The following is a 14,990-nucleotide window of genomic DNA, read 5'->3' as shown; positions in this document are numbered from 1 at the left end:
GTTATAATGTAAATAAAAAATAGGCATTTCAATGAAACGTATTTTAATTACCAATGACGACGGCTTTGAAAGCACAGGACTTCACGCTCTTGCTCGTGCACTTCGCCCTTTAGGACAAGTCACCATTGTAGCACCTACTTCTGAAAAATCCGCCTGCGGACACTCACTCACACTCACACGACCCCTTCGCTTTGTTGCGATTGGCGATGATTTTTACAAACTCGATGATGGCACACCCACGGATTGTATTTATCTCTCACTCAACGCTCTTTTTGAAGGTGATTCAAAACCTGATTTGGTCGTGAGTGGCATCAACAAAGGTTCCAATTTAGGCGAAGACATCACGTACAGTGGCACAGCGAGTGCGGCAATGGAAGCAGCCTTGCATGGTGTTCCTGCCATTGCGATCTCGCAAGTTTACACGGGTGGACCTCAAAACATTGAACTCACGCACGGCTATGATCTTGCAGAGCAAACCGTGTACGACCTTGCCAAACGCATCTTAGAGGGCTCTTTCCCTCTCGCGGAACGTCGCTTTTTAAATGTCAATATCCCAGCCCTCAAACCTGAAGAGTGCAAGGGCTATAAGATCACCCGTGCAGGGTATCGCATGTACGGCAATGACGCGCATCTGCACCGCAATCCACGAGGTGAAGAGTACTACTGGCTTGGTGTTCATACGCTGGAGTGGAAAAAAGGTGAAATAGATGACTGTGACCTCAGTGCCATTGATGAAGGCTATGTCTCCATCACCCCAATCAAACTCGACATGACCGCTCATGATGAACTTGAAAATTTAAAACAATGGATACAATAATGGAAGATCGTTACTCACGTGTCAGAAGAGTTTTTGGTGAAGACTTTAAAAAACTCCAAAAGGCAAAAGTCCTTCTTTTAGGTATTGGTGGAGTCGGAAGTCCATGTTTAGATGCCTTATACCGCACGGGCATTAGCGACATCACCATCGTCGATTTTGACCGCTACGACGTAACCAATCAAAACAGACAACTGGGCTCAGAAGCCGTGGGAGAAGTCAAAGTTTTGCATATGGCAAGCCTTTATAAAGGCGTCACCCCTATTGAGGCAAAAGTCACCCCTGAATGGGTTGAGAGTTTTAACTTTGAACCCTATGACATCGTTATCGACGCTATCGATGATATGGAAGCCAAAATCGCCGTAGCCCACAAAGCCCACACCAAACTGCTCAGCTCCGCAGGTGGCGCTAAAAAAATCGACCCTACTAAAATTCATTACGCCCCTATTTGGGACACCTATGGCGATGCATTAGCAAAAAGCTTTCGCGAAGGACTCAAAAAAACGGGATTTCAAGGCTCATTTTTAACGGTATTTTCCGATGAAAAACCGATTTGTAAAGAGATGGGAAGTTTAATGTGTGTAACGGCTTCGTTCGGTTTGACGCTTGCTTCGCTTGCGATTCGGAAGATTACGGGGAAAATGTAGAATTTACATGTAAAGGTAAAAGATCTATTTAGATTAAAAAATAATTAAGTCATTCTATATAATTTTTCTGTACTTATTGAGGATAACGATGAAGGATAAAGAGCGAGAAAAATATGCAAGCGTTATGAATGAAATAAAAAGAAGGACCAATGTAGTTTATGCATTTCTAAATGGTGAAAGAAATGCAATGTATCAAGCTGTTAATATTGAATTAATGTGTTTACAAATTAGAAAAATATTAGAACTTATTGCTTTAAGTTCACTTGTCGCTAATCAAAAAATATTTTTAAGACAAGTGCAAAATTTAAAAAAAATGTGGAATGCTAAGCTAATTTTGAAAGATATTGAAAGACTTAACCCTGATTTTTATCCAAACCCAATTTATGAAAAACCAAGTGATTTAGAAGGTGTTGAGAATGATTTAATTAATATTAAAGAGGGTTATTTAAATAAAGAAGATTTCATTAAAGCGTATGATGCTTGCGGAAAAATATTACATGCTGAAAATCCCTTAGGTCATAAAATTGACTATAAATACTATGAAACAAATATACTAATTTGGATGGGAAAAATTAAATTATTATTGAACTGTCATACAATTAAACTGTTAAATGATAATAATTTGTATGTTGTTCATATGCAAGAACAAGGAAAAGAAAGCTCAACAGTATATGTATTTGAATTGATCAAAACTTTACACTTATAAATAATAAAAGTATTAAAAGTAGCATCAAACAATCACTCTTCCATCGCCATCATCAAAAAGCCTGTAAATCCAGCATTGTCATGAGGGCTTATCTTCTCACTGACTTTTGCTCTCATACGCTCTAAGATTTTTGTATACTGCACGTAAAATTCATAACTTGGTCGTGGTTTGTAGACTAACCCTTCGATCTCAAAAAAAGAGAGGATATTTTTGGTAGTTGTAGGTTTGATGAAAAACTCTTTATCTCTGTAAAAATAATAAGGAATGAGCGTTACGATCGACCATTTTGCTAAGGTGTAAAAGGACAATATCTCTACCACGATGTCAAAGCCCTCTTTTTTGTCACCGAAAAGCATTTCATACAGACCGATAGAAAACATGTCTCTTCGCTCCATGCGCATCGACTTGATCATATCTCTGACTTTTGGTTTTTCAAAGAGTGATATAAGGGTCGATTTTGAGACAATTTTGGCGAAGTTTTCACAAATAATTTCAGGCTGTGTGAAATTCTCTTTGGCAAATAGCTCACGAACTTGCTCGCCGATTTTGGCGGTATTGTGTCGTTTGATGATGGGTAAAAGTCCTACATCTTCAAAACCTTGTGGATAGAGTTCCAAAAAATAGGCTTCTGCCTCTTGGAGTTTTTGCAGATTCATTACCGTAATTTCCTTAGTTTTCGTTTTCCAAGTTTGTAAATAGTTGAGGGTTTATCTTCAAAAAAACCTTTACATGTAAAAACAATGACATCCGCTTTTTCGATTGCAAATGCTTCATCAAAGCCCTTTCCACTAGGGTTAGACGAGGTGGAGTAGCTCCATTTAAATTTTTTCAAAAACTGCAAATGCTCTTCGTCCTTAACCACACGAATTGCTAATCCACATGGGTAAACAAAGGTTGTTTTTTGAGTTCTTCGAACACGGTTTTTATGATGTTTGGGAACTCTGGTAAAGGAACGAAGGGTGTTCAGTGAATCAACACTAATGAGAAAAGGTTTACCTTTGGGGCGGTTTTTTGTGCGAGCGAGTGCTTCAGCATTTTGGGAAAGGAACCCCACCGTTGTCTCTGTTTGCGCAAGATAAACAAGGTTGGGGTTCATGATTTTCTAGTTTAAATAATCTTGTAAAGCACGTGGTTCAAGCGCACTTTTGTCTTGAATGTACTCTATCGCTGTTGTTGCAGCAGATGCCGCAGAGACAGTGGTAAAGTAAGGGATTTTAAAGCGAAGCACGGCTTGGCGAATTTTCTTTGCATCGTCTTTGCTGGATTTATTATCGCTCGTGTTAATCACAAGGGCAATGTCACCATTTTTGAGTTTATCTTCGATATTAGGGCGACCTTCAGAGATTTTATAAACAAACTCTGCATTCACACCTGCTTCTTGCAAGGCTTTGTGCGTTCCACCTGTTGCGATGACCTTAAAGCCAAGCGCTTCAAATTTCGTCCCGATCTCTTTGGCAAAGGATTTGTCGATGTCTACCAACGAGATAAAGACTGAACCGCTTTTGGGTAGTACGTTCGCTGAAGCGATTTGGCTTTTAGCAAATGAAGCAGGGAAGTTGCGGCTAATGCCCATAACTTCACCGGTTGATTTCATCTCAGGTCCTAAGATAAGGTCAGCGCCTTGAAGTTTATTGAATGGGAATACCGCTTCTTTCACTGCAACATGATCAAATTTTTTAGGTTTTAAGATGCCATTGCCTTCACGCACCACATCAAATTTGTCATAAAAAGAAAGTGCTTCTCGAAGGTTTCCTTGGAACATAACACGTGTTGCCACTTTTGCCATTGGAATACCCGTCGCTTTGCTGACAAAGGGGACAGTACGACTAGCACGAGGATTGACTTCGATCATATAAACATCATCTTGGTAGATCGCGTATTGAATGTTCATCAAACCTACAACACCAAGGTTTAGCGCAATTTGCTTGGTTTGGGATTCAATTTTACTTAAAAGTGCATCGCTAAGGCTGATAGAAGGCAATGAACAAGCACTATCTCCACTGTGAATTCCAGCTTCTTCGATGTGTTGCATAATACCGCCGATATAAACCTCTTTGCCATCACAAATAGCATCAACATCCATTTCAATAGCACGATCTAAGAATTGGTCAATTAATACAGGTGAATTATGGCTCACGCTCACCGCTTCATTCATATAGGTACGTAGTTCACTCTCATTGTAAACGATACGCATTGCACGCCCGCCTAGAACGTAGCTTGGGCGCACAAGAACAGGGTATCCAATCTCTTTTGCTTTTTCAATCGCCTCTTCTTCACTCGTTGCGGTTGCATTATGAGGTTGTTTGATATTATTTTCAGTGATAAATTTCGAAAATTTTTCTCTATCTTCTGCCATATCGATCACACGTGCTGTTGTGCCAATGATTTTTGCACCCATAACAGTGAGTTTTTTAGCCAATTTAAGAGGTGTTTGTCCACCAAAATGAACGATAACGCCATCTGGATTCTCTTTTTCCACCACACTTCTAACATGTTCAAAATCAATCGGTTCAAAGTAGAGAATATCGCTCGTATCATAGTCAGTCGAAACGGTTTCCGGGTTACAGTTGTACATAATGGTTTTAACACCCATGTCATTTAAGGCATATGCCGCGTGAACACAACAGTAGTCAAACTCAATGCCTTGACCAATTCTGTTTGGTCCTCCACCGATGATCATGACTTTTTTCTGTGTCTCTTTCTCTTTTACATGTAAAGGTAATTTGGTCACATTGGTCGTGGAGTAAAGGTACGGTGTCAGAGCTTTAAATTCCGCCGCACACGTGTCAACTTCATTGTATTCAAAGTCGATGCCGAGTTTGTTACGTGCAAAATAAATGTCATTGGTTGTGAGCTCTAAGTTGTCTTCTTTGTTGATCAGTTTTGCGATCATTTTGTCTGAGAAACCCATTGTTTTAGCTTTACGTAACAGTTCTTCATCGTTGAGAATAAACATATCAATTTTTGTCTCAAAATCAATAATTTCTTTAATTTGACCTAAGAACCATGGATCAATTTTACTTAGATTAAATACATCTTCAACGCTATAACCTCGACGGAATGCTTCACCTACATAGAGCACTCTATCGCAGTTTGGTCTTCTGATCTCATTTTTGAGTTTATCTTCGTCTACTTTAAGGCTCTCAAATCCACTTAAATTGGTTTCAAGAGAGCAAAGCGCTTTTTGGAATGACTCTTTAAACGTACGACCAATCGCCATAACCTCGCCCACACTCTTCATTGAAGTGGTCAGCGTTGAATCTGCCAATGGAAATTTTTCAAACGTAAAACGAGGAATCTTCGTCACGATGTAGTCAATGACTGGCTCAAAGCTTGCCGCCGTTCCTGTAATGTCATTTTTAATCTCATCCAGTGTAAAGCCAACCGCTAAAAGCGTTGCCACTTTGGCAATCGGGTAACCTGTCGCTTTAGATGCAAGGGCGGAACTACGACTGACTCGAGGATTCATCTCAATAACGGTCATTCTTCCTGTTTGCGGACAGATGGAAAACTGAACATTACTACCACCCGTATCCACACCAATTTCACGAAGAATCGCAAATGAAGCATTTCGCATACGTTGGTACTCTTTATCAGTCAACGTTAGAGCTGGTGCAATGGTAATGGAATCCCCCGTGTGAACACCCATCGGATCAAAGTTCTCGATGGAGCAGACGATGATGCAGTTATCGGCATGATCACGGATGACTTCCATCTCGTACTCTTTCCAACCCAGCAGAGACTCTTCAATCAAAATCTCATTAATCGGGCTGGCATCAAGCCCTGCCATGGCAAGTTCTTTGAACTCATCAATGTTATAGGCAACACCGCTACCACCACCTGCTAAGGTATAAGAGGCACGAATAATCAGTGGGAATCCAATTTTATCTGCTGCCGCATACGCATCTTCTAAATTATAGGCATAGGCACTGATTGGTAAATCCATCCCAATTTTAAGCATCGCTTCTTTAAAAGCTTGCCTGTCTTCACCTTTTTTAATCGCTGCGGGATTGGCACCTAAAAATATAATATCTTTGAGCATTCCTTGGTCATGCATCGTCATTGCGACATTCAGTGCCGTTTGTCCACCCATCGTTGGAAGAATAGCATCGACTCTCTCTTTTTCAATAATACGGGCAATCACTTCAGGTGTAATAGGTTCAATATAAGTGCGATCTGCAAATTCAGGGTCTGTCATAATGGTCGCTGGATTGGAGTTAACAAGCACAACTCTGTATCCAAGCTCTTTTAAAGTTTTTGCTGCTTGCGTTCCTGAATAGTCAAATTCACATGCCTGTCCGATTACAATAGGACCTGATCCGATTAATAATATGGTTTTAATATCTTGACGTTTTGGCATCTCTTTCCTTTAATCTACATGTAGTATTCAACCCAATGCCTCAAAGGCAGTGGATTCAAGACTAGTTTTGCATAATGACATGCATATACGCTGGTACATGTGGTGCTGCATAGGGTTTTACGACCACCGTTTTTGAAGACTCTTCATCAATGACTTCCGTCACAACTCCCACTTTTATACCTTCAAAGAAAATTCCATCCAGCCCGCTGGTGATAACTTCATCTCCCACTTGTGGCTGTAACCACTGAGAAATATATTTGACTAGCACTTCTTTGCGGTTACCTTGCGCAATACCTTGCATTTTTTGATTTCCAATATAGACAGCAAATATGGATTTTGGATCACTTAAAAGTAACCCTTGAGGGTGCCCATCGTTCGAGACAACAATGCCTGCTGCGTATCCTTGTTGTAAGAGTCCATAAATTTTACTTTGATTAAAGTCATCGAACTTTAACCATACTTTGCCATAATCATTCAAATTGGTATACCCAATGGATTGAATCATACTCACACGAGGATTGTATGCTGTAACATTGTGTTCCTTAAGCATATCGCTCAGTTTACTTGCAAAAGCAATGGAAAGAACGGCTGATTTTTGTAATGATTGATTTTCGGTACGTAATCGCTGAATCTCTTCTTGTTGAGCAAAATGTTCATTGATCTTAGCTTCAATTTGCATTTTCATATCACCATAAGAAGCAAGAATTTTTGTATTAATGCCACCTATAATGTGCCTTGCATCTGTGCTGTACCGAAACGATACAAACACAAAGATGCAAAGCAAAATAATGATTTTAAATTTACTCATTCGACAATTGTTGTAAAAGTTCAATCTCTTCGAGTGCTTTTCCTGTACCTTTTGCAACCGCTAAAAGTGGTTCATCGGCAACAAAAACAGGTAACTTCACGATGTCTGAAAGGTATTTATCGAAGCCTCGAATCAAAGCTCCACCACCGGTTAAAACTACACCGTTTTCAACAATATCCCCTGCAAGGTCTGGAGGCATCACTTCAAGGACATCTTTAAGCGCGTCGGCAATTTCTTTGAGTGGTTCTTTAATGGCATCTCTTACATCTTCACTGGTCAGTTCAATACGGCTCAAAAGTCCGCTCACTTGATCGCGCCCTTTAACCACCATAGAGATAGGCTCATCCATAGGAACAGCTGTACCAATGGCAATTTTGATCTCTTCCCCCGTTCGCTCACCAATTAATAAGTTATATTTTTTCTTAACGTAATCGACAATAGCCATATCAATCTTATCACCCGCAACGCGAATGGATTTACTGATAACCAACCCTCCTAAAGATACAACGCCGATTTCAGTTGTACCACCGCCGATGTCAACAACCAAACTTCCTTGTGGCTCACGGACAGGGAGTCCTGCACCAATGGCTGCTGCCATAGGCTCTTCGATGAGGAAAACTTCACGTGCCCCTGCGCTCATTGCAGATTCACGTACTGCTTTACGTTCTACTTGTGTCAAACCATAAGGAACGCAGATGATGATACGTGGTCGTAAAAAGCTTTTTCTTCGATGCGCCTTTTCAATGAAATAACGAATCATTTTCTCCGTCATATCAAAATCAGCGATAACGCCATCACGCATTGGGCGGATCGCTTCAATGTCACCTGGCGTCTTACCCACCATATTTTTTGCCTCTTTACCCACTGCTAAGATATTTTGTTTACCATAGCGGTTGCGTTGTACAGCGACGACGGAAGGCTCATTGATAATAATACCTTTACCTTTGACCAATACCAAGGTATTCGCCGTTCCAAGGTCGATACTCATATCACTTGAGAAGAATCCTATTATCTTGTCCAAAATCATCTCTCTATTCCTTTTTTACGCACTTTTTTTATCTTTTTTGATATAAAGTGGTTTTTCACCTTTTGTCACTACATCTTTTGTAATCACCACTTCATAGCCACTTAGTTCTGGAAGTTCATACATCACATCAACCATAATATCTTCGATAATACTTCGAAGTCCTCTCGCTCCCGTCTTACGTTTGATCGCAAGCTCAGCTACAGAATCCAATGCCTCTTTTTCGAAAGAGAGCTCAACATTATCAATCGCAAAAAGTTTTCGATATTGTTTGTAAATCGCATTTTTAGGTTCTGTCAAAATACGCACCATATCTTCTTTAGTAATCGGTGAAAGCTTTGCCGTTACATGTAAACGTCCAATCAGCTCTGGAATCAACCCATAATGGACTAAATCATCCGGTTCTGCAAGATCAAAAAGTCCTGCATCTTGGCTTTTTGTACGTTTTTCTTGCTCAAAGCCAAGGACATTTTTACCGATACGACGTTTAATAATCTCTTCCAAGCCATCAAAGGCTCCGGCACAGACAAATAAAATGTTGGTGGTATCAATCTGAATAAAATCTTGATTTGGGTGTTTTCGCCCACCCTTTGGTGGAATGTTAACAATGCTACCTTCGATAATTTTAAGCAGTGCTTGTTGAACGCCTTCACCTGAAACATCTCTGGTAATCGAGCGATTCTCACTCATACGCGCAATTTTGTCAATCTCATCGATAAAGACAATACCTTGTTCCGCTTTCTTAATATCTCCATTGGCACATTGAAGCAATTTTGTGAGAATATTTTCAACATCTTCGCCCACATAACCCGCTTCGGTTAAACTGGTTGCATCTGAGATTGCGATTGGTACATCCAAAAAACGCGCCAAAGTTTGAGCCATCAATGTTTTACCACTACCTGTTGGTCCAATGAGTAAAATGTTAGATTTAGAAATTTCGGTATCATCTTGAATGGTACTTTGCTTGAAAATTCTCTTATAGTGGTTATACACACCGACTGAAAAAATCTTTTTAGCTTGGTCTTGCCCAATGACAAAATCATCAAGCACTTTTTTTAACTCTTTTGGAGCTAAAAGTTCTTGATCAAAAGCCTCTTCACTACTACTCACAGAAGGCTCTGGAATTTCTCCAAAAAAGATTTTATGGGCAGAAATAACACAATGTTCGCAGATAAAAACATCATCGCCTGCGATTAAACGGGTGTCATTACTCTCTTTGGTGCCACAAAAACTACACTCTCTATTGACCATTATTTTTCCTCTCGAATGGAATACCTCGTGTGGATTCCATAATAAAGTTGCACATTTGCAACACTTTTTCGTTTGTTTCGCTCACTAATAATTTAGCCGCTGTCTCTTTAATAGCGTTTTCACTTCTAAAAAGTTGTTTATACGCACTTTGAATGGCGGTAATATCTTCTCGCTCAAAACGACGTTTTAACCCAACGCTGTTAAGGCCTCGAACAACCGCACGATTTCCTTCTGCTAAACAAAAAGGTGGGATATCTTGGCTAATAGCACTTGCTCCTCCGATCATGACACCTTCTCCAATATGGACAAACTGATGAATCGGAGTCATACCACCAATGACAGTGAAAGAACCTATGTGTACATGGCCTGCGAGTGTCGCATTGTTGGCCATAATAACATTATTGCCAACTTGACAATCATGTGCGATATGGCAGTAAATCATGATAAAACAATTATTACCAATGCGTGTAACACCGCCACCTTTTTTGGTTCCTGCATTAATCGTTACAAATTCACGGATCATGACATTACGACCTATCTCAACGCGTACATCATCTTCTGGTTTATACCCAATATCCTGTGGTGGCATACCAATAACGGCATAAGGACAAATTTTTGTATCCTCGCCAACTTTAGTTACACCATAGATTTGTGCTCCTTGCATCACCTCAACACCACTTTTAAGTATGGTATCTTTGGATACAAAAGCATAAGCTCCGATTTTTACATCGTCTGCTAAACTCGCTCCCTCTTCAACAATGGCAGTTGGATGAATGTTTGGCATGTTATTTGTCCACTATCATAGCTTTAAGCTCTGCTTCCGCGACAAGCTTGTCGTCAACATAAGCTTTGGCATCTAAAACCCAGATATTACCTCTGTGTTTTAGAACATTAAGTTTGTACACTAACTGATCTCCAGGCTTTACAGGGCTTCTAAATTTCGCATTATCAATACTCATAAAATAAACCACTTTTTCTTTCGTATCTTCTTGCTTCTCTTCATCCATGCTTTTAAACGCAAGAACGCCACCCGCTTGTGCCATACCTTCAATAATCATAACACCCGGGTAAATGGGATGATCTGGGAAATGTCCTTGAAAAATCTGTTCGCCTATTGTAATATTTTTAAATCCTTCAATAGACTCGCCTGGCGTAAGTGCGGTAATTCTATCCACGAGTAAAAAAGGAAAGCGATGGGGAAGTATTTTTTGAATCTCTACAACATCAATTAACATCTTTGAAACCTTCTAACAAAATTCTAATATTTTAGCCAATTAATACTAAATTTTCTCTAATGTCTTGATAGGTTTTGCTCTGAATGAAGAGTTCATAAGAGTCCATTTTAACCTCATCCAATACAACAAGTGGAGTTAATGAAGCAACTATCGACTTTAGGTAGGTGTTTCTAAAAGCTATTTCTATTTCTACCGTTGGGGGATTTTGTAGCATCTCTTTGAGTGTTTGATAGTCTGTATTGGCTAGCGTATTAAACGTTTTAAGCGAAATAAAATGTGCTTCTTCTTTTGCTAAAAATCCAACGCCTTGTGCTACAAACTCTACATTTGTTTTAGTAAACTCTTTTTTACATGTAGAGTAAAATAAGACATAACTAGGAATAATCTTTTTGTCACTATTCTTTACCCATGCGCGAAGCAATCTATAGTTTAAAAACTTTTCACGCACCAATTTAAAAGGAGTCTCATTTGCTTCAAGCTCTATCACTTTTTCATACAAAACAATACGTTCCTCAATAGAAGCAGGAAGTATTTGAGGGCGTAGAGGTGAACTCAATTCATCTGCCCATTTTTGTTGTTGCTCTCTTTGCACACCCAAAGCGAACAGGCAACCACAATAATTTTGGTGGTATAGCATTGCCTCTTTTGCTTGTGTAAACTGTTCTTGTGTACCACCACCTTTTCTAAAATCAGGTGTAACGATTTCAAGTTCATATTTCTGAGCAATGACACGTAAAGCTTTTTCTAACTGTTCTAGTGATTTTTTAGGACTTGTTAGTAATGTTGTTGTTATTGTTTTTTCACCTATTTCTAGTGCTTTTTGTGCAGTTTCTTCTAACCTGTTATCAAAACACACTGAACAACGTTTGCCTTTTTCTGGCTCATTTTCAAGACCTCGAACCGCTTCAAGCCACCCTTCGTAATTGTAATCGCCTACATGTAAGGCAATTCCTAACTTGTCACAACTACGTTTGACATCCAAAAGCCTTAATTTATACTCACTGAAAGGATGAATATTAGGATCATAAAAAAAGCCAATTAACGCCTCATCAGGATAACTTTTTTGAAGTCTTTGCAAAAAAAAGTGGCTATCTACGGAGCAACAAATATGAACGAGCATAGTATTTCTTTATAGAGTAAAAATTTTCAAAAAGTATAACATAGGTAACATATAATCCATCTATCCTTATAAAACTAATATGGATTTTAAATAGAAATGTTTCAATTTATTGTATAATAAATAAGCCCTTAAAAAGGAGTGTATGATGCTAAAAAAGTGTCTTAAAAGTGTTCTATTCTGGTTAATTTTTCTTCCCGCATTCTATACACTGAGCGGTTTCATTATCCTTCCATGGTGGGCACAAACAAAGCTACCTACTCTTCTTCAAGAAAAACTGGGTCTTTCAATTTCAATTGAAAAAGTACTCTTTAACCCTTTCACGTTTGAATTACATGTAAATAATTTAGCGCTCCATGATACCAATGGAAGTAGTGTTGTATCTTTAGAGCATTTGTATGTTAATTATGAGCCAACCTCTTTGTTCAAAAAAGAGTTTTTTATCAAATCATTGCTCCTCGACAAGCCTTTTGTTGATCTAAAAATTGACCCTAATGGTAACCTAGCACTTTTAAGTATTTTTCCAAAGAGCAGCACGGATGACAACCTTACTACGCACGACAATAGTCTTGTCATGCCTTTTATCATTGAACATGTTGAAATCCAAAATGCTCAATCCACATTTACAGATGAACGTCCAAACATTCCTTTTAAATTTGACATAGGCCCTATAAATTACACGGTCAACAACCTCAGTTTTTATAAAGATGACCTTAGCATTCATGCTCTTAAAGTAATGTTTCAAAACGAAGAAAAAATCTCCATTGCAAGTAGCGCTTCTTTTGAACCACTCAAGTTTTACGGCGAGCTCAATATTGTGCATCTCCCTCTCTCAAACTTTTGGAAATACGCATTACCAACCATTCCAGTAACACTTACACAAGGAGAACTTTCACTTAGAGTTCCTTTTTCCATTGATCTTAGCAAAGAAAAACCACTTGTTTCATTGGAAAAAGCTTCTGCCTCCTTAGACAGTGTCCGCTTGGTAGATAATGAGAATAAACCCGTTATTGAAGTACCTTCCTTTAATCTTGAAACCATTGATTTTGACTTGCAAACCTCCAATATTAGCATCGAAAAAGCCACGATTACCAAGCCTTTTGTAGATATTCAATTGGAAAAAGATTACACGCTTAATTTAGTACGTCTTTTTACGCCTAAAAGCCCATCAACTCAAGTAAAAGTACAATCATCCGCCAAACAAGAGACCAATAACACTTGGAAATTTGCCCTTAAAACATTAGAAGTTAAGGAGGCAACTGTTGATGTGCGTGATCAAAATGTGAAAAGTGCACCTGCTCATTTTGCTCCCTTAAAATTAACCGCTCAAAATATCACGCAAGATATGAACAATCCTATTACCTATGATTTTAACAGTACCCTGGATACGACTGCTACTTTAAACTTCAAAGGAACTTTTATTCCCGCAACTGCTTCGTTAGATATAGCCATTAATGCTAATAAACTCTCTTTAGAAAAAGCGCAACCCTATATTGCACTTTATACAACTACTCTTATTCAAGATGGCGCATTATCACTCAATTCTAAGATTAAAGCTTCTTTTGACAAACAAACAACTTTCAAAATTGAAGGTGATGCAACTGTCTCTAAATTTTCACTTGCAGATAAATTTAGAAATTCTCTTGTTGCTTGGGAAACACTCAATTTTTCCAATTTTTCCTACACGCTTTCTCCTGCAACATTAAGTATTCAAAATATCGCCCTGGATAAACCCTATATCAATCTTGATATCAAAAAAGATGGCACGACCAATTTTTCCAATCTCTTGAAAACCTCGTCAACTCAATCAAAAGCACCTTCTAAAATGAAAAAAACATCACCAACAAAAAATGAAGCTATGGCTATCTTCATTGGGAATATCGTACTTAAACGAGGAACTACCCATTTTAAAGATGCCTCTTTACTGCTTCCTTTTGCGACTTTTGCCGACCGTCTAAATGGATCAATGTCAACACTCGATACCAAAAACACCAAGCCTTCTGTGCTAAAATTGGAAGGGAAAGTTGACAAATATGGCTACGCAAAAATTGATGGATCAGTTTTACCTTTTGATTTAAAAAATAGAGCCAATCTCAAAATCCTCTTTAAAAACATTGATATGCCTTCTCTTTCTCCCTACTCTGGAAAATTTGTAGGCTATGCGATCAAAGAGGGAAAACTCTCTATGGATCTAAACTATAAGATTAAAAAGGGATTGATGGAAGGCGCCAATAAGATTAACCTAGATTCGCTCACACTGGGTGATAAAATTGAAAGCGCAGATGCGACCAATCTTCCTCTAGGACTTGCCATTGCTATTTTAAAAGATTCTAAAGGGCAAATTGACATTGATCTTCCCGTCAGTGGTGATCTTAATGACCCTGAATTTCGTTATGGAAGCATTGTGTGGAAAGCCATTGGAAATCTCATCGGAAGTATTGCAACCTCTCCATTTAAACTCTTAGGCTCTATCCTCGGCATCGAAACTGAAAATCTTAAAAGTATTGATTTTGCAGCAGGAGAATATGCGCTTATTGACTCAGAAGAGGAAAAGATGGCGCAATACCAACAAATTTTGGAAAAAAAGAAGTGAGCTCAATCTTATCGTTACTCCAAGTTTCAACGAAACGCTTGATACCAAAGCACTTCAAGAGCAAAATGTAACTGCACATAGAAGCAATGACTCCTAAAAAGAGTAAAGAAGATGATAGTTATAGCAAAGCCATCAAAAAACTCTTTATTCAAAAATACTCTAGTGATGATTACAATAAACTTCTAAAATCCTATAAAGATGAAAATTTGGATATTGGTGCTGTCAATGATAATTTGATTTCAAAAATTGCTGAGAACATTATCATAGCGCCAGAAGCACTTCAAAATCTAGCACTTAAACGCTCTGATACTATCATACAAACAATGATTACAAAGCATAAAATAGCACCTGCAAGATTGATACAAAATGAGCCTAAAGCCAGCGATGCTATTCGTGATGAGTGGGTAGGATGTGAAATCACTGTTAGAAATTAAC

At 38.6% G+C, this 14,990-nt stretch carries 14 protein-coding genes; 5 read left to right on the top strand and 9 right to left on the bottom strand.

The features are described 5' to 3' along the window. The first annotated feature begins 31 nt into the window (after nucleotides 1-31). The 3 genes from surE (at nucleotide 32) to FA584_RS01045 (ending at nucleotide 2,167) form a co-directional block, all read left to right on the top strand. Complete coding sequence (surE, locus tag FA584_RS01055) at nucleotides 32-817, top strand: 5'/3'-nucleotidase SurE (protein WP_167750004.1); 786 nt, start codon at nucleotides 32-34, stop codon at nucleotides 815-817. Then, complete coding sequence (locus FA584_RS01050) at nucleotides 817-1,461, top strand: tRNA threonylcarbamoyladenosine dehydratase (protein WP_167750668.1); 645 nt, start codon at nucleotides 817-819, stop codon at nucleotides 1,459-1,461. The genes surE and FA584_RS01050 overlap by 1 nt, the downstream gene beginning before the upstream one ends. Before the next feature lie 88 nt (nucleotides 1,462-1,549). Further along, nucleotides 1,550-2,167, top strand: a complete 618-nt coding sequence (locus tag FA584_RS01045) for a hypothetical protein (protein WP_167750003.1) — start codon at nucleotides 1,550-1,552, stop codon at nucleotides 2,165-2,167. A gap of 32 nt (nucleotides 2,168-2,199) precedes the next feature. Here the strand turns inward: FA584_RS01045 and FA584_RS01040 are convergent, their stop codons facing one another. The 9 genes from FA584_RS01040 to FA584_RS01000 all read right to left on the bottom strand — a co-directional run bounded on the left by FA584_RS01040 (nucleotide 2,200) and on the right by FA584_RS01000 (nucleotide 11,965). Next, entirely contained in the window at nucleotides 2,200-2,823 is a 624-nt protein-coding gene (locus FA584_RS01040) for a hypothetical protein (RefSeq protein WP_167750002.1), read from the bottom strand. Then, a complete protein-coding gene (locus FA584_RS01035; RefSeq protein WP_167750001.1) occupies nucleotides 2,823-3,263 on the bottom strand; it encodes a Sua5/YciO/YrdC/YwlC family protein in 441 nt (146 codons plus the stop codon). The genes FA584_RS01040 and FA584_RS01035 overlap by 1 nt, the downstream gene beginning before the upstream one ends. Before the next feature lie 6 nt (nucleotides 3,264-3,269). Beyond that, on the bottom strand, nucleotides 3,270-6,527 hold the full coding sequence (carB, locus tag FA584_RS01030) for a carbamoyl-phosphate synthase large subunit (RefSeq protein WP_096045594.1): 3,258 nt from the start codon (nucleotides 6,525-6,527) through the stop codon (nucleotides 3,270-3,272). Nucleotides 6,528-6,588: 61 nt separating this feature from the next. Continuing rightward, a complete protein-coding gene (gene mreC, locus FA584_RS01025) occupies nucleotides 6,589-7,335 on the bottom strand; it encodes a rod shape-determining protein MreC (RefSeq protein WP_167750000.1) in 747 nt (248 codons plus the stop codon). Continuing rightward, a complete protein-coding gene (locus FA584_RS01020; RefSeq protein ID WP_087437507.1) occupies nucleotides 7,328-8,362 on the bottom strand; it encodes a rod shape-determining protein in 1,035 nt (344 codons plus the stop codon). The genes mreC and FA584_RS01020 overlap by 8 nt, the downstream gene beginning before the upstream one ends. Nucleotides 8,363-8,377: 15 nt before the next feature. Continuing rightward, nucleotides 8,378-9,610: an ATP-dependent Clp protease ATP-binding subunit ClpX gene (clpX, locus tag FA584_RS01015; RefSeq protein WP_096045592.1), complete on the bottom strand. Its 1,233-nt coding sequence runs from the start codon at nucleotides 9,608-9,610 to the stop codon at nucleotides 8,378-8,380. Further along, nucleotides 9,600-10,394 (bottom strand): acyl-ACP--UDP-N-acetylglucosamine O-acyltransferase, encoded by a 795-nt coding sequence (lpxA, locus tag FA584_RS01010; protein ID WP_096045591.1) that lies wholly within the window; start codon nucleotides 10,392-10,394, stop codon nucleotides 9,600-9,602. The genes clpX and lpxA overlap by 11 nt, the downstream gene beginning before the upstream one ends. A gap of 1 nt (nucleotide 10,395) precedes the next feature. Then, on the bottom strand, nucleotides 10,396-10,845 hold the full coding sequence (gene fabZ, locus FA584_RS01005) for a 3-hydroxyacyl-ACP dehydratase FabZ (RefSeq protein WP_096045590.1): 450 nt from the start codon (nucleotides 10,843-10,845) through the stop codon (nucleotides 10,396-10,398). Nucleotides 10,846-10,876: 31 nt separating this feature from the next. Further along, nucleotides 10,877-11,965, bottom strand: a complete 1,089-nt coding sequence (locus FA584_RS01000) for an epoxyqueuosine reductase QueH (protein ID WP_167749999.1) — start codon at nucleotides 11,963-11,965, stop codon at nucleotides 10,877-10,879. A gap of 145 nt (nucleotides 11,966-12,110) precedes the next feature. On the opposite strand from FA584_RS01000, the gene FA584_RS00995 reads away from it, so the two are divergent. Both FA584_RS00995 and FA584_RS14320 read left to right on the top strand, forming a co-directional pair. Further along, entirely contained in the window at nucleotides 12,111-14,555 is a 2,445-nt protein-coding gene (locus FA584_RS00995) for a DUF748 domain-containing protein (RefSeq protein WP_228448576.1), read from the top strand. 86 nt (nucleotides 14,556-14,641) lie between these two features. Continuing rightward, complete coding sequence (locus tag FA584_RS14320) at nucleotides 14,642-14,989, top strand: hypothetical protein (protein ID WP_228448575.1); 348 nt, start codon at nucleotides 14,642-14,644, stop codon at nucleotides 14,987-14,989. Nucleotide 14,990 lies beyond the last annotated feature (1 nt).

Source organism: Sulfurospirillum diekertiae, assembly GCF_011769985.2.
GTDB classification, from domain to species: Bacteria; Campylobacterota; Campylobacteria; order Campylobacterales; family Sulfurospirillaceae; genus Sulfurospirillum; species Sulfurospirillum diekertiae.
The sequence above is the reverse complement of the archived record's forward strand: the minus strand, read 5'-3'. Positions and strand labels throughout refer to the sequence as shown.